Origin of the sequence: Paenibacillus oralis, assembly GCF_003863965.1 — a bacterium.
GTDB lineage: Bacteria > Bacillota > Bacilli > Paenibacillales > Paenibacillaceae > Fontibacillus > Fontibacillus oralis.
This window is the reverse complement of record NZ_RRCN01000001.1, coordinates 3,928,420-3,954,591: the sequence shown is the minus strand read 5'-3', so window position 1 is coordinate 3,954,591 and position 26,172 is coordinate 3,928,420. Positions and strand designations below refer to the sequence as shown.

Below are 26,172 nucleotides of genomic sequence, written 5' to 3'. Positions count from 1 at the left end.
CTTGTGTTTAGCGGCTTTCTCGCTGCTTTTGATTACATTTTTACGTTTTCTTCGCGGGCCATGGAGCGGATATAAAAAGCGCCCAGTACGGAGCAAAGCAGGAAAGAGAAGAACGCCATCGCCGCGGCCTGTTCCCGCTCCTGGAAGACGCTGAACACCTGCTGCATCGAAACCCCCAGCATTTGCGGGGAATTTGCTCCGAGCAGAAACGGCGCGGTGAACGATCCGATGACCCCCATGAACACAAAGGTCAGGGCGACGAGAAACGTTTTGTACGTAAGCGGAAAAATAAAACGCGTAAACAGCTGCAGTTTCCCCGCCCCCACGTCCTTCGCGCTTTCGATGACCGAAGCGGGGATACCGGCCAGCGCGGAGCTGAGCAGCATCGTCGTAAACGGGATGTTGAACCATAAATTGGCGATGATGATCCCCTTCTCATCAAAAATGATGCGCGGGAGCAGGATGCCGGTTCCGTCAAGCCATCGGGCCAGCCAGCCGTGATTGCCGAGCAGATTGATCAGCCCGTAGGTGGCGATCACGCCGGGGATGAACAGCGGGATCATATACGTCTTGCGAATCAGCTCAACGATCGGCCCCTTGTTAAAGCGCATGTAGACGGCCAGCACGTAGCTAATGAGCAGCACGAGCGCGCAGGTGATCAGCGTGATGCGCAGCGTAAACAGGATATTGGCGCGCAGCCCCTTGTCGGTGAACAAAAGCTGATACCGGCTCAGATCGTATCCGCCCTCCCCGTTGCTGAGGCTCATAAGGAGAGACTGGATGACCGGAATGATGACAACGACCAGCAAAACAGCGAAAGAGGGGATGACCATCGCCAACCCCGCCATCGCTTGTTTCCACGCTTTGCTCATTGGGCCGCAACTTCGCTCTGCCAGCGTTTGTTGATCTCCGTGCCCAGATCGCCGATATTGAACGTCCGGAAGCCTTCGGCTACTCCTTTAAACTTGTCCTGCGTCTCCTGCGGCATATTCGCCAGCTCGATGCCCGGGAAACCGTTCATTTTCTCGACAACGACCGCCTGAGCTTCCGGCGATAGCAAGAAATCGAGGAACTGATAGATCGCTTCCTTCTTCTCCGACGCGCTGTTCACCATCAAATAAGTCGGGCCGCCGTTAAACCCGGGCGTAATTTGCTGCATTTTGATCGTATCCGGGAGCAATCCTTCGTTAAGCTGCTGCAGCACCATATCGGACCAGGCGGGAATGATTGACACCTCGCCGTTCATCAGCAGATCGAGCGTGCCCTGGTTTTTCTTCGGATAAATTCCTTCACCGTACACGTATTGTCCCAATTCTTTCAGCGTGTTAAAACCGCTGTCCCACTTCGCCATCACGGACGGATCGGAGTTGTGAATTTCCTCCTCGGGCATATCCTTATAGATCACCGTCTGCACAAAAGAACTGCCGGAGCCGCCGGTCGACGGGTCGTTGTAGGCAAACTGTCCCGTTATACAAGCAAAATTATAGTATATAAAAACTATTATGGGGTTAGTTTGATTTAACCGATTATTTGGTGTTCAAGGGATTTTGAGCGATGCATCCATTCCTGCAACGTTTTCTTGTCAGTAATCTCAGGATCCAGCCAACACGATTTAATGAGGAATAAGTTATGTCCCCCTAGTACTCTCTCAACACTAATGGTATAGATTGGATAGATCTGGTATAGTTGCAGCAATTCCCGGACCAATCACCACTTTGCTCCCGTATCGTTTGAATAAATGTTGCGTCAGTTTCATTTCCGGCATGCTCACCTCTCCTTGTTTGTATTAGTCTCCCTCTCGGGTTCATCATACAACAAGCGAGTAAACCAAATTTAAGAGGCGGAAATGTAACGAAAGCGTATCTGGAGCAATGGGTTGATGAAGTGTTGATGCCGATTTATATGAAATAAACTTGCGGCCAAAACCGCCGGACCCTTTTCGCTCCGGCGGTTCTTTGACTCCTACTTTGGTGTAAAGAGCTTCCTTGTTTAGCCGCTGCTACGCGGCCTCCGCAAACCCGGCCGGTTCAAGCCGCTGCGGACCCGGAATCCGCGCTTTGAGCACGATAATCTCCATAAAATTCCACTTCGGCTATATTTCCGTTCCAGGATGCATTGTTGTAAATTCTTAAGTAGCGATAGGAACCGCTGTCCAAGATGTTGTCGCCGTCCATAAACGTCCACGTCCCCTCGGCCGCGCCCGATACCGGCAAAATCAGATCGGTCCAGACATCCTTGTCATTGGAACCCTGCACGATCACGCCGTTCATCCGGCTCGCATACGAAGCCCTCGGCAGCAAATTGATTCCGCTCAGCCTGACCGTTGCGCCTTCGCCAAAGTCCACCATGTAATAGGCTCCGGCGCCGGCAGCAAGATCGCCGAAAGTGGCCGCGTCGCCGTCAAACAGCAGATAACCGACCTGCTCTGCGGACAGGCCGCCGTTCCCCCACTGTTTATCGGAAGCCACGACCGTAGCCAGCTTGGGAACAGCAAGCTGCTTGGAACGGTCGATCAGATACAAAAGCGTACCGTCGGTGGTCAAATAGGCCGGCTCTGCAGCCTCCCCGCTGGCCGTCTTGTAGGAAATGGAGAAGCCGATTTCTCCCGTGCGGGCCGAACTGTCCATCACCGCCGATGCCGTCCAGTGGATGTGATCCGCCGACGAGACGGCCGCTTCTTGGCCTTGGATAGTCACTTTTACATCCCTTATTTGCTCGGAGGAGCGAAAGGACACCGTAACGGTATCGCCGATGTCAACCCGTTGCCGAATACTGTCGGCAGAAGCGATGGACACCGACACAAGCTTGTTGTTCGTCTCCAGCCGCTCTCCGTAAATGCGGAACTCGGACAATTCAAGCATCGTGCTGGACGGTTCAATCATTTGAATTTTGAAAAAGCGGTACGGCTTATTCCTGTACTCGCCGCTGACTTCAAGTCTTTGCCTATCCTCCGACACTTTGGTCGTTTCCGGGGTTAGACGGTCCCAGGTTTCCATGTCATTGGAGCCGAACAAAGCGGTGCCGCCAATCCGCTCCGGAAAGCTGGCTCTAACCTGGAGTTCAAAGGCGTTTGCCGCCACTTTAAAATCGGGGCCAAAGTCCATCGTATGCGTCAAATTCACGGCGTTCCCGTAAAAAGCGAAGCTGCCCGCGTAGTTGTCCAGCAGATGAAGCACTTCGTTATAGAAGGTTGCGGCAGCAAGCATGCCGGAATAGTCGATGCTTCCATCCGCGAGCAGCGGAGTCAATTCCTTCAGGCCGATCACCGCCAGCCTAAGGTCGGCCAGCTTTTGTAAAAACGCATCATCCGCTGTCCCGGAAAGGGCATTTTGGGCCGCTTCATATTGATCCAGGAAATGCTGCAAAGACGCGGACACATATTTGGTCGTTTCTCGATAAGGCAAGGTGACGGCCTTCAGGGCCGATTGCCGGTCGCTGCTGACGATAACGTTGACCGCCATGGTCGATACCGAAGTTCCGTCGCCCGCTCCCACGATAAAAGAATAGGTTCCCGCCCGCTCGGGCTTCCAGGAAAACGCGCCCGTGCTTTCATCGAAAGAAGCGCCCTCCGGCTTATGATCCAGTTGATAGGCGACAACATCGGATGCCTCGGTATCGACCGCGGAGAAATCGTACCGGAGAGGAGCTTGCGAGCCCACATAAGTAAATAAGTCCAGCGATGCCGCGCCCGCTTGGAACACCGGCGGTGTCAGTTGTTCGCTCGCTTTCAAATGGATATGATCGATGTCAACCGCCGTGCCTTCGCCCTTGACCTGGAAATAAATCAGATCGCCCAATCCGCGCAGGCCGTCCACCGTATATGTGATATACGTCCACTGGCCGCGCGTATCCGGGAGCGTCAGCACATCGTCGGACCATCCGTTGATCTCAAGCATTGCCGTGCCATTCGTCCGGATTTTAAGCCCGATCGTTTTGGCCGATGTGGCGGAACCGACGATAGCGATCCGGCTGCCTTCTTCCGTGCTCTTGATCTCGACATATGCCGTCGCATCCTCCTGCTTCAGCTGGGAATGGGGATCGAGGCTCACGAAGCGGTGTTCGGTTTCGATCAGATCCGGGTTTGCCGAAGCTTTGGGAAGCGTGTCCGCGCCTTCCGCTTCGGCTTCTTTCGGAATATACAGCCAATATTCCCCCCCGGCGTCCGGGGATTCCCAATAAAAAGGCAAACGCTTGGCAAACATTTCGGTGTAGTATGGCGCTTCTTTTTCCATACCGATGCCTGCCGCGTATTTGTAATAATAAAACAAGCCATACACATTGCCGCCGATGCGCCCCCGGTATGCCTCCGACAGTTCTTTATAAATGATGGTCGGATTTCCCGCGGGATCGGTATGCGCCGCCACCGGGGTCCAAGGCGTATCATAGCCCAGCATGAACCGGGCAAAGTAATCGGCCGCCTCTAATATTCGGTTGTCCAGAAAACCATAGGCATTCACGGCGTCCGCGGCGGTCGAAACCGTTCCGTCATCGGAATCGACTTTGGTTCCTTGCGCTTCCAGCAAACGGCATAAAATCTCCGCATTGACGAGATCTCCAGCCCCATGAGCTTGATCTCTGCCCATTTCGACATGCTGCACCCGCGGCGGATTCACCGGCTCGCCGGTTAACGCATCGGCATCCACCAACCGGAACAGCTGCTTGATCGAGCCGTTTTGGCCTTGATCCACCGCGGTTTTATTTACGGTAAACCATTCTACGCCCTCGTTGTATCTCTCCCTGTTATCCGTAAAGATATATCCGGACATCGCTCCCAGCAAAGGATACGTATGCTGGTTCATGAAGTAATTGTTTCCATGAAGAAAGGTTTCCGTCATCGGGTGAATCAGGTTGTTGGTGAAATCGGCGGTATCTTTCTCCGTCCAATTCAGCGCTTCGTTCCGGGCGCTCGTATATCGCAAAAGCTCAGCCGCCGTTACCATCCGATAGAGCGGAATCCCCATATGAATGTGAGAATCCGTGAAATAAGTATATTGATCAGGGTCCATCCGCTCCCAAATCCGGATGATGTTCATCGCGTTGGCACGGTAAGTCTCATCGCCTGTAATATAATACATAACCGCTTGTGTATACGCTTTCAATCCATCGGCGACAAAAGCCCCTTTACTGTTGACCGCGACGGATTTCGGCTTGGCAGGGTCCGCGGGACTGGCATTGCTTGAGGTGACGTTTCTGGAGGCGTAAGGAGAAAGCGCCATCGCCTCATAGTAAGAATGCCAGGGATCTTTACGGGCAATGACTTGCTCGCGCATGTTTTCCAAGATCGCTTTGGTCAAACCTACGCCCGGGTGGATAAATCCGTTGCTGACGGTTTCCTGAATGACGACATCGGCCGAAGGGGAAGGAACGGCTGCGTCCGCCAAAGCCCGGGGCAAACCGGTTCCTAAAAAAGACAAGGTACTCAACACGCCCGAAATCATTACGGCAAAAGCTTTGCGTATTTGCGGGTTCCGGATATTCATAATCCAACCTCCTTAATTTCAATCTTTTCGCTGAAACATGGCTAATCATAACAAAATCCTGTTTTATTATCTATTGCAAAATCTTTTATTTTTTTATAATTTCTTTTAATTAATCGTGCCCAATCCATTTTAGCTGAATTGCGTAAATTTAAATTTAATTATTGGACTAAATTTAATAATTTAGCAATTTATTCTTGTTTTAATATCGTTTAAAGTATATTTGGAGGCGCTTCCTAATTTAGTTTTAGAAGGGGAGGTTATACATTGAAAAAATGCTGGACGATGATCATTGTTTTGAGCTTCTTAATAAGTCCGTTTAGCAGCGTGGACATCCAGAAAACGGAAGCCGCGGCACCAGCCGCCTTTGCCCATCCCGGACTGTTGCACACCCAGGCGGATTTGGACCGGATCAAACAAATGGTAAACGCTGGCACGCAGCCGTATTTGGACGGTTGGAACCAATTGGTCAACAGTCCGCTTTCGCAAGCCGGCTGGACTCCGCGCGCCACAGATACGATTAAACGCGGCGGAACCGGCGATAATGTGGCTCTGTTGTCCAACGATATCGCCCGCGCGTATCAGAATGCCTTACGCTGGAAGATCAGCGGCAGCAAGGCCCACGGCGATACGGCCCGCGACATTCTGAATGCCTGGTCCTCCACGCTGACGACCATTTCCGGCAATGCGGACCGTTATTTGGCCTCCGGCCTGTGCGGGTATCAAATGGCCAACGCGGCGGAACTGATGCGGGATTATCCCGGTTTTGACGTAGCCCGGATGCAGAACATGCTGATCGATGTATTTTACAAACCGCTTAGCGAGCGTTTTTTGATTGGCAACGAATACGGCCGCGATCATAACGACGCGTACATCCAAAATTACTGGGCGAACTGGGATTTGGCCAATATGGCGGCCACCGTGGCGATCGGAATTTTTTGCGACCGCCGCGATATTTACGACATCGGCATCGAATATTTCAAACACGGCGCCGGCAACGGTTCGATTTACAATGCGATTCCGTTTCTGCACCCGGACGGGCTGGCCCAATGGCAGGAGTCCAGCCGCGACCAGGCGCACACTCAACTGGGCATCGGATTGATGGCTACCATCAACGAGATGGCCTGGAATCAAGGCGACGATTTGTACGGCTGGGCCAACAACCGCTTTTTGCGCGCCGCCGAATACGTGGCCAAGTACAACAACGGGGACGACGTACCGTTCGCCGCCTATGAATGGGGCTCCGGCACAAACGGCGCCGTAAAAACGGATACGGCAATATCCAGCCAAAACCGCGATGAATACCGGCCGATCTGGGAAATGATCTACAACCATTACGCCAACCGGAAGGGCCTGTCCGTGCCCAACATCGCCGCCCGCGCCGCCCGGACGAGACCGGAAGGCGGCCCCAATCCGCAATATCCTTCGACCTTCGACCAACTCGGATTTGGCACGCTGCTCTATACCCGACCTGCCGGCAGCGGAGGAACGGCAAAGCTCCCGGATGGAAATATTCCTGGCGGGACTTACCGCTTCACCTTGCGTCTTGACGGCAAAGCCATGGAAGCAAGCGGCAGAACGAGCGGCGCGGAAGTGCGGAAATCCACTTATACCGGAGGAGCTCATCAGCAATGGACCGTAACCCATCTCGGAGGCGGTCAATACAGTATTAAAAATGTGGAGAGCGGGCTTTCGCTCGATATAGCGGACGGTTCGCTGGAGCATGGCGCCAAATTTCAAGTGTGGAGCGGCAATGGCGGGGACAATCAGAAATTTGCTTTCCTTCCCGTCGGCGACGGGTTTTACCGGATCACCCCCGTACATTCGAATAAACCGGCCGACGTGGTGGGGGCATCCGCCGCCGAAGGCACACCGGTCCAGCAATGGCGGTATGTGCTTGGCAGCCACCAACAATGGCGGCTCGAACCTATACCGTGAACGTTCGCCTGCAACCGCTTATGCGACAACCCCCGATATCATGGATATCGGGGGTTGTTGTCATCATAAAAGTTTCCTGTGTCATCTCCTAGCGCCTTTACATCATGGACATGTTTTCCGATGATGATATACGGCTCCTTCAGTTCGAACGGTTTACCGTTGACGGTTATCTGCTCAAAGGTAATATTCCGAACAGTTCTCGATTCATCATATCCGGCAATATGCGATGGATAATTGCAGCTTCCGTTAAAATGAATATTTTTAAACCGGACCTGTTCGATCCGTTTCCCCGGAACCGGATTGTATTTCTTGTTTTGCAGCACCCGAAGATTGAACAATTCGCCCAATTCAAAGGATTCAATGCGAATATCTTCGAAGGTTACATCCCGCACCGTATTGTTATCGCCGGCGTTGATGGCCATGCATCCCCAATACTCCGGCTGCGGTTCATGATGCTCCAGCATGTCAATATCGCTGAATATCAACTTTTCAATGACATCCCCTTCGCTTTCGTAATTCCCGTGCGTGCCTATATTGATCGGGTGGGCCACATCCGCCCACAAGATCGAACCGCTCACCGCGACATCCCGCGTGTCGCCTTGAAATTCACCGCGCGAAGCGTACACCGCAACACAGTCGTCGGACGTGCGCAAAAATCCGCCCGCGATCTCGACGTGTCGGCAAGCCATCATATCGATGCCGTCGCACCAGCCGCGAGCGCTGAACGTTTTGAGACCGCGGATGCGGATATGTTCCGATTGTCCGAGGAGGACCGTATAATGCGGGGGATCGATCACCGTGATTCCTTCAATGAGGATATTACGGGAGAACGTCACCTCGACTCCCCGATAATAGGTCGTCTTCTCGAACTCGGACATATACAGGATGCCTCTGCCCCGAATCGCCACATCCTCGACGTGATCGCATATCAAACCGCCGTAAACAACCGCCCCGCCCGCGATGTATACCGAGGTATGGGACGGGATCGGCAGCCGGGATTCGTCCAGCCGGTGAAGGCCCGGGCCAAATACAACCGTCCGCTTTCCCGCCGCCGTGTTCAGGCCGTCAAGCCGGCTCAAAATGTCCGCTGTGCGATGCAGCCCCGGCTGCACGACGAGCACCTCTCCGCCGGAAACGGCCTCATGGCCCGTATCGATCGGATTGGCGAAAATATGAAGGTTGTGGAAGCGATCACCATTAACCTCCAGCGACAGCAATCGGGGGCCATCCAGCGTCAGAGAAATCCTGCGGCCGCCGATTTCGCAGTGCAAACCGTTCGAAAGCGGCCGAACCACGGCGCTGACGACAGGCCGCCGATGATAACTCACTTCCAGTTCCACGGTTCCCGCGCAATCAAACATCACCATGGAAGCATCGCGGACTTCGTGCATATCCACCTTCACGTTATAGCTGAACAAATCATTCCACGCGCCTCCGGGCGTACGCACCCGTACGGAAAAATCCGGGTTGCCAACTGTCCCCGCCGGGGCCGGGTATACCTTCAACAAGCGATCCGTCAACAATGAATTCACCTCCACTTACTTACCGCTCCTCAACGATTTTTTGAGCTTCGTCCAGCTCCGCCTGCCCGCCGGACTTGAGCCACTGGGCTTTGAAATCGTCAAACCCTTGATCCGTGTCGGCTTCCCCGGTTATGGCCTTAATGTAATATTGCGTCTGCAGCGTGGTAAGAATGGCTTCATATTGCGCTTTGCTCGGCATGACGGTCGCTTGCATCAAATCGGTCAGCACGGTAAGGCCGTCCACTTGCGTAAGCTGATCTCGGAAAGCGAGCTTCTCCGGGGCAAAATGATATTTCTCCATGGCTTTCACTTTCCCGCCAAGCGGATTATAAAAGCCTACTCCCACTTTCGCGCCCGTTTCTTCAGGATCCTCAGCAACAACCGCCAATTCGCCTTCAAGCTGATAGTTGACCCCTTCCTTGCCAAACACCGTTATCAAATACCCTTCAGGATCGGTGGCGACGTACTCGAGAATTTCCAATATTTTTTGCCGCTTCTGGTCATCCTTCTCCAACTGTGCGCCGAAGAAAAGGGGCGGCTGCAATGCCCCATTGGCCATGGCGTACTTCTTGCCGTCCGGTCCCGTAAGCGGAACGCCCGGAACCAACTCGATTCCTTTATCTTCAGCAACCGCCCCAAAATAGCCGTCTTTATACAGATGGTGCCACATCCCGTTATCAAACATGCCGGTGCGGAGGCTGATGAATTTGGTCTGAATCGAACCGTTGTCGTCCGTAATAAATTCGGGATCGATAATGCCGGCCTTATACCATTTGTTGAGCAGTTTTAACGCGCTGCGCGCTTCTTCGGTGACCGCGCCGTACTCCACCTTGCCGTCCGCACTCAATTTAAACTGGAACGGATTGACGCCGAAGGCGGCAAACACCGAATTGAACATTTGCATTTGCGCGTCTTTGCCGCGCCCGGACATGCCGTAAGTATCCTTTTTCCCGTTGCCGTCCGGATCGCCTGCCGTAAATTTGGTCAGGACGTCTTCGAGCTCGATCAAATCTTTAGGCGGCTCGTTGTATCCGATCGCTTTGAGCCACTCGCCGTTATAAGCGGGAATGAAGCCCGTCGCGCCCAAAGACCAGACTTTGGGAACCCCCCAATTTTTTTCGTTATAGTTTCCGGCATCCCAGGCGTTCGGATCGACGCTCTCCACATCCGCCGAATACTTGGGCATATACTTTTTGATATCATCGACCGAAATGCTGGCGATGACGCCTTGGTCCGCCCACTGCACCATGTCTCCCACGGTGCCGTCAACGGCCAGCACATCCGGAATATCACCGGAAGCCAGCATGACCCCAAGCTGTTCTTTCCAAGTGTTATTTTCGAATTTTACGTTTTTAAATTTTACGTTGAATTTTTGTTCGAGAAATTGCTGTACGTAGTTGTTATCGTCTTCCGGCAAATTCCAGTTGTTGGCCCAGGAGATGGTGATTGGCGCTTCCTCGCCGGAATTGGCCGGAGCGGCGGACGGCTCCTGATTTCCTCCACCTTTGCTGCACCCTCCCGCAATCAAGGAAGCGGCGAACAATAAAGCTACTGTACCGGTTAGCCACGTTTTTTTCTTAGACATGTTTATTTTCCTCCCTTTTGATTAAAACGGATTTGAGTAAGCCGTACAAATTAGCCTTTGAGCGAACCAACCATCGTTCCCTGGACAAAATACTTTTGCAGAAAAGGATAAATGACAATGATCGGCAAAGCCGTAAACATTAAAGTGGCCGCCTTGATCGGCTCCTGATAGCCTATTATCATTTCATTGGAACCCGTGGCGTAAAGGGAAAGATTCTCGCCGGTGATCACCACTCTGCGCAAGAAAGTCGTCAATACTTGCTTGTTCGGGTCCTGAATGTAGATCATCGCGTCAAACCAGGCATTCCAATGTCCCACGGCCGACCATAACGAAAGCGTGGCCAGAACCGGAAGCGAAAGCGGCATGACGATTTGAAACAGAATGCGCAGATCGTTCGCCCCATCGATCTTGGCCGAATCCTCCAGCTCGTCGGGGATCGCCTGAAAGAAGTTGCGCAAAATAAGCATGGAAAACGTACTGACCAGCACGGGGAGAATGAAAACGAGCCGGTTATCGATCAGCCCCAAGTTCTTGATCAAAAGATAGGTCGGAATTAAGCCTCCGCCGAAAAACATCGTAAACACGATGAACATGGTATAAAAATTACGGTGCGGCAAATATTTTTTGGACAGCGGATAAGCTCCCATGGACATAAACAGGATCGAACATGCGGTGCCTACCACGGTTCGAAACACCGAGTTCCCAAAGCCGATCCAGATATCAGCCTTGGTCAGCACCTTCTCCCAAGCATAGAAGGAGATTTCTCGCGGATACAGGTGAATCCCCATTCTTAAAGCTTCCGCCGGTGTACTGAGCGAAATCGACAACATATGAACAAACGGATACAGCATGACAATACAAAGAATCACCATAAAGGCAATCAAGAAAACCTGAAATAGGTTGCTCCCCTTAGTTGGTTTCATCAGTCAAATGCTCCCTTCGAAACTGCCCTGTCAAAAGAGTCCTTCTTGTCCCAGCTTCTTGGATATAAAGTTAGTGAACAGTACTAAACAAAAGGCGACCACATTTTTGAACAGCCCTACCGCCGTTGTTAAACTAAATTGGAAATTCTGCAAGCCCACCCTGTACACGTAAGTGTCCAGAATATCGGCTACTTCATAAGTAGCTGGCGAATACAAGTTCAACACCTGGTCAAAACCGGCGTCGAGAACACTGCCAAGCCGTAAAATAAATAACAATACAATGACCGGCAAGATCGAAGGCAGGGTGATATGGAGCGTTTGCTTCCACCGGTTGGCCCCATCCATAACAGCCGCTTCATATAAATCGGGAGAGATTCCCGCAAGCGCCGCCAAATAAATGATCGTTCCCCAGCCTACCTCTTTCCAGATGCCCGATGTAACCAATGTAAATCTGAAGTAATTGGGGTCGCCGACGAAATAAATCGGTTCCAGCCCTGCCAGTTGAATCAGGTAATTGACGACCCCGGTGGACGGCGAAAGCAAGGTAATCAAAATGCCCGATAAAATAACCCAAGAGAAAAAATGCGGCAAGTAAGTGAGCGATTGGGTGATCTTTTTAAATTTCGGCAAGCGGATCTCATTGATCAGAAGCGCCAATACAATCGGGGCAGGAAACCCAAAAATAATATGATAAAAACTAATGATAATGGTGTTTCGCAAAATTTTGAAAAAATCAGGGGACTGAAAAAATAAAAATTCAAAATGTTTAACTCCGACCCAAGGGCTGCTCCAAACCCCGTCGATCATTTTGAAATCTTTAAAAGCCAGCTGAATTCCATATAACGGCCCGTAAGCGAATACGACATACCACAGCAAGACCGGAGTCAACAACAGAAAAAGGTACCTGCACTTTTTGTATCCCTTCCATGTTTCCGAAAATTTTGACGGCCTTTTTTCTCGCCTGATCGCTGCTTTACTGCCGTCAACATCCGGAGATACCGGCGAAGAAGTCATCCAAGTTGCTCCTTTCATCCATCAATATCGTGGGTAGCGGTTATACGACCATCACAAACCACAGTTTAATTTTTGGGAAGCGCTTTTTCCATTGCAACTTGATTCGATTTATTCTAATTTCTTTTGAAGTTATTCACTAAAAACATTGGGATTGTTCGGTTACAAAGTTTGCAAGTCTTTAAATCCCTGCTGCAATCTTCGATACTGGACGGGAGTCACGCCGAATCGGGCTTTGAATTTACTGTGAAAGTATTGAACATTCCTGTACCCGACCTGTTCGGCAATGGCCGATACCGATAGCCGCGGATTAGCGATTAGCAGTTCCGCCGCTTTTTCCAGTCTTAACCTGGTTACATATTCGGTAAAAGAGCTTTTCGTCCCTTCGCTGAACAGGGTCGAAACATAAGCCGGAGCCAGCGCGACTTCCCTGGATAAAATCTGCAGCGATAAATCCTCATGCAAATGCTCTGCTATATACTCCTTCATAGTACGGACAACCTCGGCATGCGGCTGATTCCCGCCTGCGTTCATCCGCCCGGTAATCTGTGCGGACATTTTGCGGATGCTCTCTATCGTTCCGTGGAGCGTATCCTGCTTCAACTCTTCCGTCAGATTGGAACTCGGCAACATATGCTGCAATTTCAGCTCAATCACGCACTGGTACAGTTGGGCAATCAGCTGAAGAACCGCCAATTCCACAGCTTCAATTTGAGCCTCCCCGTTCAACAATGCCGTTAAAAAGTGATCCATAAATTCATTAACGGCACGTTGATCCCCGGCTTTCAGCGCATTGCTGTAATGCTCAAAATGGAACAAGAGCGGATCCGCATTCAACGCTTGGGTCGAAGCGTAGGCAATTACCGTGTTTTTGCCAAAGATGAAATGGTATCGCTTCGTCTCTTGAGCCGTCCGATAAGATTCCGGGATGTCCTTAAAGTTTTGCACCTGCCGGCCAATGGCGGCCTGAAAGGCTGCTCTAGGCCCGGCAATTCTCTGCAATGCCTTCAGATCATCGACCAGTTCGGATGAATCGAACACTTTGCCGCTTGCCAAATAGTAAATAATAGCCGCTTCGTTGGCATTTAAAGCAATAAACTCCCCCGGAAGAGCAGGGGATAATTCGTAGCATTGCTTCAATCCCTCTGAATCGCCTTTCGTAAGCTGTATACAGGCTACGCAATAGGACGTATCCGGCAGCGATATTTCTTTCGGCTCCGCCCGCAAACTGACGCCAAGCAGCAGATTGATCATCTCGGTTTTTCTGGCCCGTGATTCCAGTATGCCGATTTTCTCCCTCATCATCGAAAACGTATCGCTAATGGGTACGTAGAGACGTTTGGATAACAAAAACGACATGAATATGCCAAAAATAACGATGACTCCGCAGGCCGTAAAAAGTTCCTTTTTCAAGCGCTCGGTGAATAGCTCAAAAGAATAGGCAGGCCGATACATGATATAAGTCCATTTGTGATCGGAATGGCTGGATGCAAGTCGGGAAGCGATTCCGGGAACCCCGGGCTCGCCGATCACTCTTTCTTCAGATAAGCTGGCTTTTACGATTTCGTTCAAACGTTCCGTCATCTCGCTATTTTCGCCGCCGACTTGAAAAAGGACGGCCCCCGATTCATCCAAAATCACAAGCCGGTCATCTTTGGAACTCAGCATGGGAGAAATAATGCTTTTTAAATAGTGAACATCCACATCAATGACAAAATATCCTTTGGCCTTCGCTATTGGGGTATCATAAGGAAGCTTTATGATATAGCTCAAAACCTGCTCATCATTCGCATTTACTCGTACAATCCATTTTTTCAACGGGATTTGGTTCATTTTTGAGAAAAAAGGAGCCTCTTGAGCATTTGCCGTGTGCATATAAAAGCGGTCCGCGTCAATCACATAATCATTGCTCGGGAAATAAACGCTTACGTTCGTAATCCCCGAATTGCCTACTTTAAATAATTGCAAATCATTGTTAAATGCAAAAACTTTGCTTAAATTCCCTTCCCAACCGTTATACAAAAGCAAATTTAAATTGCTGTTGTCTTGGATAAACCCGATAGCCAAAGCCTTGTTTTGCAAATTGTCCTCATATTTTTTTAACAAATTCTGTTCGATTAAATTTTGCGCCGCCTGAAGTCTGGCCATATTGTCTTTGACGATTTCCTGATCCATCATCCTGCTCACCTGAGCATACCAGTATCCGCCCATAGAGCCGATCAGGATAACAGAAAGAATCGTATAAGACAGAATCAAATGATTGTATATCGTTTTTTTGAAATTGGTTTTACTCATTATGCTTCCCCTTTTCTCGGCTTGTTTCAGGTGCTTTTATCAGCTGGATCTTATTAGGATGAACCCGCTTTTGAAGCGCTTACATTTATTGGCTAATATCAAGCTTGAAAAAATCTCACCGTTTGGGAGCAGCATGCGTTGATCTTAAAAAGCACATCCGGTACAAGCTTTAATACGGCACCATGAAAAAAACGACGTATAAAACGCCGTCAAGCTTTATCCATGCCGGCGTTTACGTCACAGTGCCTTTTGTTACTCATCTTCTCTATATTCAAAATAATCGAAATCGGCGGCCTTGCCAAAACCGGTCAAGTCTTGACAGCAGATACCTACAAACGCGCCTGTAAACCATCCTTCTTGGCACGCTTCATCCGATAATGTACTTGCATCGAAGGATGGGCCGATAGAAATAAACTCTTCTTCGCCACTTGCGGAATAAGCGAATTGCAATCGACCGTGATTGACGGCGGCCCGCAAATGGACTCTCCGGGCGTCTTCCGGGAGCGGCAAATAGCCGACAGGTTCGTCGTACCTGTTATTGATCGCCGACAAAATGCTAAGGCAACGTCCAACCTGTTCGTGATGCGTGATATGCAAATAATAATAGTTCTGATAGTCATAGAGGCAAATCAAACCGGCCATTTGCTTGAACAAGGTCGGCTCAAATTCCAAACATGTAGTTGCTGTAAATGCAAAAGCTTGCCACCGCCGCGCGATTAAGCTTTGACGATATTTAGAGCCGAGCCCCTCTCTCCCGTATAAACGCAGGTACCCCTTTCTTGCAGACAGGGAATAGAAAGTCTCATCCAACGGGATTCTGAGCGATTGAAACCGGATGTCCAACTGCGGCGAGTCAAAGTCGTCCCTTGGCGGCTTGGGCGGAAAAGGATGCGGAGGAAGCGCCGGACCTTCCACCTCGAGCTCGGGCAAAACAGAGCCGCTTGCTAACCTCAACCAGCCGTCCTCCGTCCATTCCACCTTCTGAATCGCCGTTTCTCGGCCCAGAGTATATTTACGCTCCCCTTTTTTTGTTCGATTCTTCAGCGGGCGGCCGCAAAGATGCACCATGTACCACTCTCCGTTTTGCGTTTCCGCCAAATCGCCGTGACCGGCCTTCTGCAAAGACGCCTCGGGATGGTTTCTGGAAGTCAGGATCGAGTTGCCTTCGTAATATTCATAGGGACCATACAACTCGCGCGAACGCAAGATCGACTGTCCGTGACCTTCTCCGGTCCCCGTATCGGCGGCGAACAGATAATAGTAACCGTTTCGTTTGTAGAGATGCGGACCTTCAAGAAAGATATCCCGGCTGGCGAAAATGGTTCGCGCCTCCCCGATCATCCTCCGCTCGGTTACGGAGTACTCCTGCAGTACGAGCCGGCCTTTGTACGGTTTTTGTACGCGGTGATCCGTCATCATGCTCACAATATATTTTCGGCCGTCGTCATCATGATAAAGCGAAGGGTCAAATCCATAGCTGTTCAGAAAGACAGGTTCGGACCAGTCCCCGCGGATATCCGTCGTCGTCACCAGATAATTGTGCGTGTCATACATATTTACATAGAATGAATGAACGACGGTATACACCAGATAAAATATCCCGTTATCGTAAGTTAGGCATGGGGCCCACACGCCTTGCGAAGCGCCGGCGCCTCTCAAATCAAGCTGGGATATCCGGTTAAGCGGATGAGCGATAAGCTCCCAATGCAGCAAATCCCTGGAGTGGTGAATCTGAACTCCCGGAAACCATTCGAAAGTAGAAGTCGCTATGTAATAATCATCTTCCACGCGAATAATGGAAGGATCCGGACTAAAGCCCCTTAATATCGGATTTTGAATCTTGGTCATAGAGAACGCCTCTTTTCATTCATCTCCAGCTTCACCACAGGTTTAAATCGTTCCCCTTTAATTTGAAGACGGCTTCCATCAAGTAATAATCACCGTAGATGATAGGATAATGATGGTACGGCGCATGATAGGCGGCAGAACCTTTTTGCACGATGGCATCCGAATTCTCCAGCCAATTGCTTCGCGCATCCACAGCCTTCATCAGTTTAAGGGCGCGCTCCAGATAAACTGGTTTCTCTAAAGGGGGCACCGCCCTGGCCGTTTCGATCAAACCGCAAGCGGCAATTACCGCAGCCGTATCGTCTTCCAGTTTAGGCTGCTCCGGCTGCCTGAAATCAACCGGAATGACGCCGTCAGCCGGTATATTGGCCATGAAATAATGCCCGATTCGTTTGGCGGTATCCAGGTATTCCTGTTTTCCCGTATGGATATAGCTCAACATAAAACCGTACAATCCCCATGCCTGCCCTCTCGTCCAAGACGAACCTTCTCCGTAGCCCTGGCCTCCATGCGTTTTGACGACCCCGCCTTGGAAAGGATCAAATTCGACAATGTGGTTGACGGAGCCGTCCGGCCTGACGAATGCGGCCATTGCCGTGTCCGCGTGTTTCATGGCAATTTGCTTGAACCGGGGATCTGTGGTTTCTTCCGTGGCCCAATACAACAGGGGAAGGTTCAACATGCAATCGATGATTGCCCACCCCCTCGTATCGTGGCCATCCACTTCGTTCCAGGCGCGTATGAATTCCCCGGCCACATTAAACCGGCCGGCTAGCAAATTGGCGGCATGCAGGGCACGCTTGCACGACTCCGGATTTCCGGTAACTTTATAATTTGCCACGCTGGTTAGCAGCCACATGAATCCCACATCGTGATGCAGCCCATAGTATTCCTGGAAACACCGGTCCATCAATGCTTCGGAAACACCGGCAATCTCCCTGTATTTAACGTTGCCGGTCTCGTGGTACATCAACCACATCATGCCGCCCCAAAAGCCGTTCGTCCACCAGTTGATCCCATCGGTTGCCGTGCAGGACGGATTCTCCGCGTTCCGGTCGTCGTGGGTACCGTTGTATGTTGTATAAGGAATCTTATGTTTCGACTTTTCGCTGACCCACTCCATTTTGGCTTTGATTTTTCCAATCATCCTATCCAACCAATCTTGTTCCTTTCCCATCAACATCAGTAAGTTTCCTCCCTTGCCGCCTGTGATTGCCTGACGTCCGTTTCTATTGATACAACCATTATATAGGGCGGCGGAAGCTGAATTTGTTCAAAACCAGCGTGATAATGTTCAAATCTTGCTATATGTACCGTATACTTAAGAATAGGCAATACTATGAAAGAGTCGGTGATGTTTATGCACAAGCTGTTTGAACGTGTTCCGTTTGATAAAAGCGCCATCATCTGGAAATACCGCAGCGCGTCGACCGCGGATTTCCCTGGATTTTACCATTGGCATCAATGCTGCGAAATTTTGTTCGTTCACGAAGGCTCCGGCAGTGTCATTGTTAATCGCAAAATGTACCCGATCCGTCCCGGCATGTTGTTCTTCTTCCAACCCTTTCAACTTCATAAAGTACATGCCGATGTAAGCCCGGAGTCCCCCTATGTGCGGTCGGGCATCCATTTTGATCCCTACGAATACGAACAAGCGTTGAAGCCCTTTACGGAAAAATACAAATGGTTCCTGGAGCTTTGGCAAGGGAATGAGTTGGAACCGGCCATGGATGCCGCTGCCGAAATCCAATACTTGGAGCAGGTTCTGGCCATGCAGCAGAAGTCGCTGCTTGACGCGGGCGGCTCCCGGGCCCGTTCCGAAGACTCCTGTTTGCTGCTGCTTCAACTCCTGCACGGGATTTCTCTGATCGGGCGGCGGGATATGGCCGTTCGGGCCCTTCGTCCCCGCAAGCTCACGTACGCCGAACAAATGATGCAATGGGTAGACGGCCATTATTCCCAGCCCGTTAAACTCGATGACATCGCCGAAGCCTTGCATTTGTCCAAATTTCACTTATCCCGATTGTTTCAGCGGGAGACGGGAAGCAGCCTTTTGCAGTACCTGACGGCGCGAAGAATCAAAACCGCTTGCCGGTTATTGCAGACGACCTCGCTTTCGGTCGAGCAAATTGGAGAACGGGTCGGCATCCCGAATCCCTCTTATTTCATCCGATTGTTCAAAAAGGAAGTGGGAACGACGCCGTTAAAATACCGGCAGGAAAGATATTAAAAAAGCCAATTCCTTCCGCAGGAATCGGCTTTTCAGCAGACTATTTTTCGTCTTTGTCTACTCTAAAGTAGTAGAAAGAGCCTTTGGAATTGAACATACCCGTTACGGTCGGGGCTCCTTTTTTGGAGAAAATCAAGGTATCGGTTCTATTTTTCGCTCTTTTAGCGCTGTATCCGCTTAGGTCCAGGTCCATGATGGCTTTCGCATCTTTGATGGCCGCTTTGAGCAGTGTATTCGTTTTAAAAGATTGCAGCTTTTTGTCGATGGCATCGCCTTTCGCTTTGCTTGTGACTTCGAAAAGCTTGTCCGACAATGCCTGTAGATTCACTTCCGTCCGTTGCAGGGTGCCCTCTTCAATATGGATCCATACGTTTCCTTTATTCGTGGTATACAGGAAATTATAAACGGGCTTCTGTCCCGCTTTCAGGGTTACCCCCTCCAATGTGCGCGTCTTCTTGACAAGTCCGCCGCCGCTACTTGCCAACGTTTTCTCCGCCGTTTTTAGAACGTCGGCGGGAATATCCTTATCCTGCACATGCCGGAGCGCATGGTCCACCTTTCCGTGCACCAAATAAATCGTGCCAACTTGATTGGAAGCCCACATCCGAAGATCATCAACAGAGCCGCCCCAAAGATTGACGTTTTCCAACGGTTCGCTGCTATCCGGAAAAAACTCGCTCCACGCTTGGTCCAACTGCTTTTTTAACTGCTCATTGCCAAGTTCGTCGTAACTTATATCGATGGATACAAAATCAGCAATCCCTTTACTATTTACAATAACTTGATCGGTTTGGCTTTTTTGCAATTTGAAAACATACGCCCCCTCATCCCCCTTGAAAACGGCGCCGAGGGGATAAGTATTTCCCGTTAATTCTTGGAGTTTGGCTTGCACGGCGTCGGCGATCTTCGGGTCGACATCGGCCAAATTAATCTCCTTAACCTCTTCCGATGGCGCGCTCGCAGCCTGCACCGTGACATTGGAGATTGGGCTGGTCATTAAACTCGCCAATAGCATTATACTTAAGATTTGGGATATTTTCTTCATTTTAACGTCTCCTTCTTTCTATGGTCTGCTCGTGGGAATTCCTTGGATCATAAAGTAATAGAAAGACCCTTGGGAGTTGAACATGGCGGTTACGTCCGGAGCACCTTCTTTAGTAAAAACAAGCTTGTCGATCCGTGCATGATCTCTCTTAGCACGATAGTCCGATAAGTCCAGATTCATCCATTCACGCGCTTGCTCCACGGCCGTTTTAACAAGTTCATTCGTTTCCAGCGCCTTCGTTTTTTCGGAAATGGAAATATCCTCCTCCAAACTTGAGACTTTATAGAGTTGATCCGACAATGGATCGGCAAAAACGCGGGTAACACGGTTGGTTTCTTGCTCAATATCGATCCAAACCTCTCCATCCCCCGTATCATACACAAAATTGTAAATCGGCGGCTGCTTTGGCCTTAAAGTCATTTCAACTATGCTCGAGCTGTTCTTGAAATTTCCCATGGATTTAAAGAGCCGATCAACGGTTGTTTTAACGGAATCCGGAACCTCGTTCGCTTGAATCTTTTGTACCGCGAAATCCAACTTGCCGTTAATAATGTATATGGTTTTCGTTTCATTCCCCGCTCTAAGAACATTATAACTTTCGGAGTACCAAATATTAACATCCTTTAACTGATTGCTATCGCCCGGGAAAATTTCATTCCAAGCCGCAGTTAACTGATTCCGGAAATCTTCATCCTCAATCTCCGCATAGCTTAGATTTTGCTCAAGAAACGTCACTTTGCCCTTTGCATCAAAGTGGACCGCCTGTGGTCCAATCCCGCCGCTGTCCGCGGATTTAGCTCCCAATTCATTTACAAACAGGATAATGTAGTTCAGCAAGGGGATTTTCTTCATCGTTTCGGCCATGACCGGAGACAGAAAACCGCCAACCAGCATAATTGCGGCCAATGCCGCTGCAGATACAACAGTTGTAATCCCCAGTTTGTTAAAGAACCGAGGTTTGTTCGGACGCTGTTTCATTCCCTCTATTCGGTTTATAATCTGTTCGCTGAAGCTGTGCTCCAGCGTTTCCGTATCCCGAATCATTTGTTCCGCTTGGTTTAGACCCAGCTTTTTAGGTTGATTTTGCAATCGCCGCATTCGCTTCTCCTCCTTCATTTCTATCCTCTTCCGATAGCTTTCTACGAAGACGTTCGTATTTCTTACGAACGGTTGCCGATTTGATGCTCATGATCTCGCTAATTTCGTTGAAGCTATACCGATGAATCGCCCGCAGCAGTAAAATATGTTTCTCCTCCTCAGTCAGCGAACTCAACAAATCCTCTAGTAATACTTGACTTTCTGTATTCTGACACGAGAGACGCTCGTGCTTGTACCGTGTCAAAAATCGGTGCCATCGCTTTTTGCCTCGGATTTGATTTAAACTGTAGTTATAAGCAATCTTATACAGCCATGCTGAGAAGGATACGGTTGGACGATACTGTTGGATCTGCTCATAGGCTTTAATTAATATTTCCTGCAGCGCATCTTCCGCCTCCTCCCTGCTTCTGAGAATATGGTAACAATAAATGTAAATCGGCTTCTCAAAGCGCTGAATAATTTCAGCATAAGCCTGCTTATCTCCCAATTTCGTTCTCCTAACCAGCATTTCAATCTCCTTCGGGTCTACATGGACTTCAGAGTGTGGCCCATCCAAATTTGTTCACCTCCTTGAATTTTTGCCTCTATAACACCGATACCTTTCATTTTGTGACAATCGGATCCAAAAAAAATCCCAATCTCAAAAAACCTCGGGTGGTTTAGAGATTAGGATTTGAATTTGATAAATGGGGAGAGTTTGAACCGTCCTATCTAAAAAGGAACGGTTTATTTCACATACGCTTTGGCCAGTTTGATCAATTGGTTTTTGCTGATCGGATTTACGGCTTCGATATGATAATAAACCGACTCCTTGCTTTTTGGAACGTCACCGGCTGCGGATCAGCGAAAATTTTTCATAAAACGATGGGAACGCTAAGCTTGGTACGGAGGAAGCTCCATCACCTTCAGCCCGCCGTCCGTTTTTATCACCGTATACGTAAATTGGTTCGTGACAGTATCGAATTCCCTTGTCTCGAACAAGGTTCCGTCCTCAAGCTGGAACGTTACCGTAAACTTATACAAGCCCTCGCTTTCCTCGGCCTCGGCGATGATTTCCTTCAGCGAAATATCGGGCAGCAGCTTCATATATTGCTCAAATAATTGCTGTTTGTGATCAGGGTCGGTATCGGGGAATAAATGGATAAGCCCCTCGTAGCTGCCGCCGTATAACGCGACCAATTGTTCGGCGTCCTTTTCGGCGATGGCCTGCATATACCGTTCCAATGTTTGGCGCGGGCTTTCGTCGGCCTTCGCGCCGCTGCATCCCGCGAGCAGCATGACACAGATGATGAAACAAGCGAATGCGATCTTTTTCATCGTTCTCCCCCTTACTTCAACGTGATCTCTTTTTCCCAGGTCAACTCGTTGTTCTCATCATTCGCGAATGTAAAGATAACCCGGCCTTTCTCGTCTTTCAGCGAATCCGGATAAAAGAAGCCGGAAAACTGGCCGTTGCCGCTAATGTAGAATCCGTCCTCCCCGGTCTGGCCATGTTCGATCGCTTCTTCGTACGTATTGGTGATCTCGTTTTGATCCGAAACCCACTTCATTTCCTTCAACATGTATCCTTCCGGCAATTGCTTCACAATGAAATCAAAGCTGTTGCCTTCGATTGGTTTGGCCGTCTGGTCGATGACGATTAATATTTTTTCTTCCGGGCCGGCTGCGTTTTCGGTAGGCGGAGCAGCGTTACCGGCTTGCGTAGCGGACTCGGATTCCGCAGGCTTCTCGTTGGCGGCGTATGGGTTCGACCCGGCGCCCGCTTGATTGCCGCATGCGGACGCAAGCAGCAGCACCAGAACGAACAGCGCTGGCAAAAGATAAATTCGTTTATTATTCTTCATCATAATATCCTCCGTTTTCCTTCAGGGTAAAATAAAACGCAACGCCCTGATACGTATTTCTGGCCCCATACTCGCTATGATGGAGCTCCAATATATGCTTGACGATGGCAAGCCCCAGTCCTGTTCCGCCATGAAGGCGGTCCCTGGAACGCTCCGCCCGGTAGAAGTGATCCCAGATCCGGCTCAAATCCTCCTCAGCCAGCGGCGCTCCGGCATTTTCGAGGACCACGGTTATTGTCCCTACAGCCGTCCGCTTGATGTCGATTGTAATGACGGTGCGCTCCACGGCATGCCGAATCGCGTTGCTCAGCAAATTCAATACGACCTGCTCGAGCCTCCGAGGGTCTGCCGTTACAAAGGCTTCCTCCCCTGTCAAGCCATTCAGCTTAATTTGGAGATGCTTGTTCTCCAACTGCCGGGTAAACGAATCGGCCGCCTTTTGAATAAGGCGAGGAAGGGGTACGCTCCTGGGATGCAAGCGTATAGCCTTGGCTTCGTATTTGGACAGCTCCAGCATATCCATGATGAGCTCGTTCATCCGGTCCGTTTCCTTGACGATGAGGGCAAGGTAACGTTCCCGCTTGTCGCTGGCCACGCCGTCCTGTAGCCCTTCCGCAAAGCCTTTTACGATACCTAGCGGCGTCTTCAATTCATGGGAGAGATTCGCGATCAGTTCTTTCCGAAGCTGTTCGGAACGCTCCTTCTCGATCATATCCTTCCGCAGTTGCTTTAACGTGGCATCCAGATTACGGGATAATGCGGTCAGGCTGCGCGACAGCTCCCCGAATTCATCCTTTGCCCGGATTTCCGGCTGCGCGGTAAAATCCAGTTCGGCCAGACGCGCTGCCGAGCGGCTTAGCGCAACTAACGGGCGGGAGATGATCCGGGAATAAAAAAACGACAGCAGCAGCACAAGCACAAGGATGACCGGCGCCGCATAAACGAAATACTGCCGGAGAATGCCCACCGCTTCCCCAACCGGCTGCAAAGAAGCCATGACGAATAAATACCGGATCCCGCTTCCGTCAACCGGCAGCGGCTGAATGATCACCGCGTAGCCGAGACCGCTCCATTTGTCTCTCCATTCCGTGCGGACGCTGCGCCCTTCCTGCAGGAGCGCGATGTTTTGCTCCGCATCCGGCACCCATTCCTTCAGTGCTTCATCCGCCAGGGTGTCCTGGTATAGCGGATTGTACGACCGGTTCTCGGGAAGCAGCATATCCGTTACTTTCCCTTGTACGCGAACCAAGCCATCCTCCAAAGCGGTATCTTCCCGCCGAATGTACGCAGGCTGCATAATGGTGTCCTCTTCATCCATGAAAATGCCGTCAACGATGATACGCTCCCCGACTTGAATGCCGTGCGGAATGTCGTCTAACGTCATGCCTTCCGGCGTAATGGGAACCGTGACGGTCGTACCGGAAAGCAGCAGTTCCAGGAAATAAGGATTTACGGCCTTTCTTTCAAATTGCCCGTTCAGGAAGAAGGCGCTGGCATCGTTATCGTTCATAAAAGCGCCGAGCAGCCTTGCTGCACGCTGTCCTTTGAATGGCGTCCCATTGATTTGCTGCGCGAGTTGTTTCATGTTCCGTTCCAGCGCGCCGATTTTGGACGTCCGGTAAAACCGTTCGAAATACAAACTCTCCGCGAGCATAACCAGGGAAAAAATAAGGAGAATCAACAGCGACGTGACAACGAAAAGCTTATATACTACACTGTTCCTTCTCAAGGTATCATCTCGAACTTATAGCCGGAACGGATGACGGTGCCAATAAAGCGGCCCTCGTCTCCGAGTTTGGCTCTCAGTTTTTTGATATGGGTATCTACCGTTCGTACATCTCCCAAGTAATCGTACCCCCATACCGCATCCAAAATATACTCCCTTGGCAGCACCTTGCCATAATGCTTTATAAGAAAAAGCAGCAAGTCATATTCTTTCGGAGACAGATTGACCGGAGTTCCCGTCACCGTTACTGTATGCGCGATTCTGTTAACCGTTAAATCGCCATAAACAAGCAATTCCCCTTCGCGCCCTACGGTTCCTTCCGTTCTTTTCATTAACGCGACCGCTCGGGCGATCAATACCCTGGGGCTGAAGGGCTTTACGACGTACTCATCGGCGCCGAGCTCGTAGCCCATAATTTGATCATCGTCTTCGGACTTTGCCGTGATCATAATGATCGGTACGTCCGACTTCTTGCGGATGCTCCTGCATACCGCCCATCCGTCCAGCTCCGGCATCATAATGTCCAGGACTACCAAGTCAACGGATGTCTGCTCGAACGTATCGAGGGCGATCCTTCCATTGCTTGCCTCGTATACTTCCCATTGCTCTTTTATAAAATAGTCCGTTATAAATTCACGCATCAGCGCATCGTCTTCGACTAGCAAAATCCTACGTTTCATCGCCGCGCACACTCCATATGCTTAATTACCGCCATGCTGCCAAAGCCCTTTCCTAATCGTCTTGAAATGCATGCTCGTTCATGTACGCTTTCACCTCCGACTGCCCTCAAACAGCAGTCTAGAGCAATCCTGTGTCCTTCGTGTGTCCTATTAATAATGTACACTAGAAAACTGTCGGGTCAACAAGGGCATAGGCTTGCATAGGATTAAAAACGCACTTATCATGGGATGGGGGCCTGATATATGAATTTCTATGAACAGCGAATTTTACCGGCGTCGCGGCAGATGAAAGATTTGGAGAAGGCCGTGGCATCATCGTATGAGTATCTGGTGCTGCTGGATGTCCATATCGCCCAGCTCAAGCACGCCTGCGGCATGGTGCATCAAGCGAACAAGAAGTTGTTTTTGCACATGGACCTGATTCAAGGCCTGCAGAGCGACGGGCACGCGACCGAGTATCTGTGCCAGGAGTACCGGCCGTACGGGATATTGTCCACCAAGTCCAGCGTCATTCAAAAGGCGAAGCAAAAAGGCGTCATCGCCGTGCAGCGCATCTTCTTGATCGACAACAGCGCCTTGGAGAAGAGTTGCAAGCTGCTGGAGAACACGCAGCCGGATGTCATCGAAGTTTTGCCCGGCGGCATGCCAAGCGTGATCCGCAAGGTGAAAGACAGGACGAACCTGCCGATCCTGGCGGGCGGATTCATCTCTTCAAGAGAGGATGTAGAACTGGCTCTGCAAGCGGGCGCCGAAGCGGTGACCACCTCGAACAAAAATTTGTGGCGAGAATTTGAAAAAAAATGATTGACAACGTTTACAATTTTAAATAAAATTTGAATCAAGTTAATAATGTTACGGAGACTTGGAGATCTACATTGAACGTGCCCTCATCCCAGCATGGGTGGTTTGGGGCACACTTGATGTAGGTCTTTTTGTGTTCTCTGAACAT

The 26,172-nt window shown here is 50.2% G+C and carries 19 protein-coding genes and 1 pseudogene; 3 read left to right on the top strand and 17 right to left on the bottom strand.

Annotated elements, in window-relative coordinates; all coding sequences use genetic code 11:
• Nucleotides 1–32 precede the first annotated feature (32 nt).
• The 3 genes and pseudogenes from EHV15_RS17705 to EHV15_RS17695 all read right to left on the bottom strand — a co-directional run bounded on the left by EHV15_RS17705 (nucleotide 33) and on the right by EHV15_RS17695 (nucleotide 5,480).
• Nucleotides 33–872 (bottom strand): ABC transporter permease, encoded by an 840-nt coding sequence (locus tag EHV15_RS17705; protein ID WP_128632361.1) that lies wholly within the window; start codon nucleotides 870–872, stop codon nucleotides 33–35.
• Nucleotides 869–1,465: pseudogene (locus EHV15_RS17700) on the bottom strand (extracellular solute-binding protein); the annotation flags it as partial. The pseudogene EHV15_RS17700 and the gene EHV15_RS17705, both read right to left, overlap by 4 nt.
• Nucleotides 1,466–2,027: 562 nt before the next feature.
• Nucleotides 2,028–5,480, bottom strand: a complete 3,453-nt coding sequence (locus tag EHV15_RS17695) for a putative Ig domain-containing protein (RefSeq protein WP_128632360.1) — start codon at nucleotides 5,478–5,480, stop codon at nucleotides 2,028–2,030.
• A gap of 264 nt (nucleotides 5,481–5,744) precedes the next feature.
• On the opposite strand from EHV15_RS17695, the gene EHV15_RS17690 reads away from it, so the two are divergent.
• The gene (locus EHV15_RS17690; protein ID WP_246061658.1) at nucleotides 5,745–7,415 is read left to right on the top strand and encodes an RICIN domain-containing protein; all 1,671 of its coding nucleotides are present in this window, start codon (nucleotides 5,745–5,747) and stop codon (nucleotides 7,413–7,415) included.
• Nucleotides 7,416–7,453: 38 nt separating this feature from the next.
• Here EHV15_RS17690 and EHV15_RS17685 read toward each other — a convergent pair whose 3' ends face one another.
• The 7 genes from EHV15_RS17685 to EHV15_RS17655 form a co-directional block, all read right to left on the bottom strand.
• Complete coding sequence (locus tag EHV15_RS17685; RefSeq protein WP_246061657.1) at nucleotides 7,454–8,938, bottom strand: glycosyl hydrolase family 28 protein; 1,485 nt, start codon at nucleotides 8,936–8,938, stop codon at nucleotides 7,454–7,456.
• A gap of 19 nt (nucleotides 8,939–8,957) precedes the next feature.
• Entirely contained in the window at nucleotides 8,958–10,523 is a 1,566-nt protein-coding gene (locus EHV15_RS17680) for an extracellular solute-binding protein (protein WP_128632359.1), read from the bottom strand.
• 50 nt (nucleotides 10,524–10,573) lie between these two features.
• Nucleotides 10,574–11,446, bottom strand: coding sequence for a carbohydrate ABC transporter permease (locus tag EHV15_RS17675; RefSeq protein WP_128632358.1), 873 nt, complete (start codon nucleotides 11,444–11,446; stop codon nucleotides 10,574–10,576).
• A 30-nt stretch (nucleotides 11,447–11,476) separates the two neighbouring features.
• Nucleotides 11,477–12,460, bottom strand: a complete 984-nt coding sequence (locus EHV15_RS17670) for an ABC transporter permease (RefSeq protein ID WP_128632357.1) — start codon at nucleotides 12,458–12,460, stop codon at nucleotides 11,477–11,479.
• A 159-nt stretch (nucleotides 12,461–12,619) separates the two neighbouring features.
• Complete coding sequence (locus EHV15_RS17665; RefSeq protein ID WP_128632356.1) at nucleotides 12,620–14,752, bottom strand: helix-turn-helix domain-containing protein; 2,133 nt, start codon at nucleotides 14,750–14,752, stop codon at nucleotides 12,620–12,622.
• A gap of 252 nt (nucleotides 14,753–15,004) precedes the next feature.
• Nucleotides 15,005–16,600, bottom strand: coding sequence for a glycoside hydrolase family 43 protein (locus tag EHV15_RS17660; RefSeq protein WP_128632355.1), 1,596 nt, complete (start codon nucleotides 16,598–16,600; stop codon nucleotides 15,005–15,007).
• Nucleotides 16,601–16,631: 31 nt separating this feature from the next.
• Nucleotides 16,632–17,783 carry a glycoside hydrolase family protein gene (locus EHV15_RS17655; protein WP_128632354.1) on the bottom strand — a complete coding sequence of 384 codons (1,152 nt, stop codon included), beginning with the start codon at nucleotides 17,781–17,783 and terminating at the stop codon, nucleotides 16,632–16,634.
• Nucleotides 17,784–17,939: 156 nt separating this feature from the next.
• Here EHV15_RS17655 and EHV15_RS17650 point away from each other — a divergent pair, with 156 nt between their 5' ends.
• A complete protein-coding gene (locus tag EHV15_RS17650; protein ID WP_128632353.1) occupies nucleotides 17,940–18,830 on the top strand; it encodes an AraC family transcriptional regulator in 891 nt (296 codons plus the stop codon).
• A gap of 40 nt (nucleotides 18,831–18,870) precedes the next feature.
• Here EHV15_RS17650 and EHV15_RS17645 read toward each other — a convergent pair whose 3' ends face one another.
• From EHV15_RS17645 to EHV15_RS17615, 7 genes are all read right to left on the bottom strand, one after another.
• Nucleotides 18,871–19,875: a hypothetical protein gene (locus EHV15_RS17645; RefSeq protein ID WP_128632352.1), complete on the bottom strand. Its 1,005-nt coding sequence runs from the start codon at nucleotides 19,873–19,875 to the stop codon at nucleotides 18,871–18,873.
• Between the two features lie 18 nt (nucleotides 19,876–19,893).
• Nucleotides 19,894–20,973, bottom strand: coding sequence for a hypothetical protein (locus EHV15_RS17640; RefSeq protein WP_128632351.1), 1,080 nt, complete (start codon nucleotides 20,971–20,973; stop codon nucleotides 19,894–19,896).
• Nucleotides 20,948–21,529 carry an RNA polymerase sigma factor gene (locus EHV15_RS17635; RefSeq protein ID WP_342774008.1) on the bottom strand — a complete coding sequence of 194 codons (582 nt, stop codon included), beginning with the start codon at nucleotides 21,527–21,529 and terminating at the stop codon, nucleotides 20,948–20,950. Before EHV15_RS17635 ends, EHV15_RS17640 begins: the two co-directional genes overlap by 26 nt.
• A gap of 317 nt (nucleotides 21,530–21,846) precedes the next feature.
• Nucleotides 21,847–22,290 carry a DUF2059 domain-containing protein gene (locus tag EHV15_RS17630; protein ID WP_128632350.1) on the bottom strand — a complete coding sequence of 148 codons (444 nt, stop codon included), beginning with the start codon at nucleotides 22,288–22,290 and terminating at the stop codon, nucleotides 21,847–21,849.
• An 11-nt stretch (nucleotides 22,291–22,301) separates the two neighbouring features.
• Nucleotides 22,302–22,820: a hypothetical protein gene (locus tag EHV15_RS17625; protein ID WP_246061656.1), complete on the bottom strand. Its 519-nt coding sequence runs from the start codon at nucleotides 22,818–22,820 to the stop codon at nucleotides 22,302–22,304.
• Nucleotides 22,807–24,546: a sensor histidine kinase gene (locus tag EHV15_RS17620; RefSeq protein WP_128632349.1), complete on the bottom strand. Its 1,740-nt coding sequence runs from the start codon at nucleotides 24,544–24,546 to the stop codon at nucleotides 22,807–22,809. Before EHV15_RS17620 ends, EHV15_RS17625 begins: the two co-directional genes overlap by 14 nt.
• Nucleotides 24,543–25,223, bottom strand: a complete 681-nt coding sequence (locus tag EHV15_RS17615) for a response regulator transcription factor (protein ID WP_128632348.1) — start codon at nucleotides 25,221–25,223, stop codon at nucleotides 24,543–24,545. The genes EHV15_RS17620 and EHV15_RS17615 overlap by 4 nt, the downstream gene beginning before the upstream one ends.
• Nucleotides 25,224–25,466: 243 nt before the next feature.
• Here EHV15_RS17615 and EHV15_RS17610 point away from each other — a divergent pair, with 243 nt between their 5' ends.
• Nucleotides 25,467–26,027, top strand: a complete 561-nt coding sequence (locus EHV15_RS17610) for a glycerol-3-phosphate responsive antiterminator (RefSeq protein WP_128632347.1) — start codon at nucleotides 25,467–25,469, stop codon at nucleotides 26,025–26,027.
• Nucleotides 26,028–26,172: the final 145 nt, after the last annotated feature.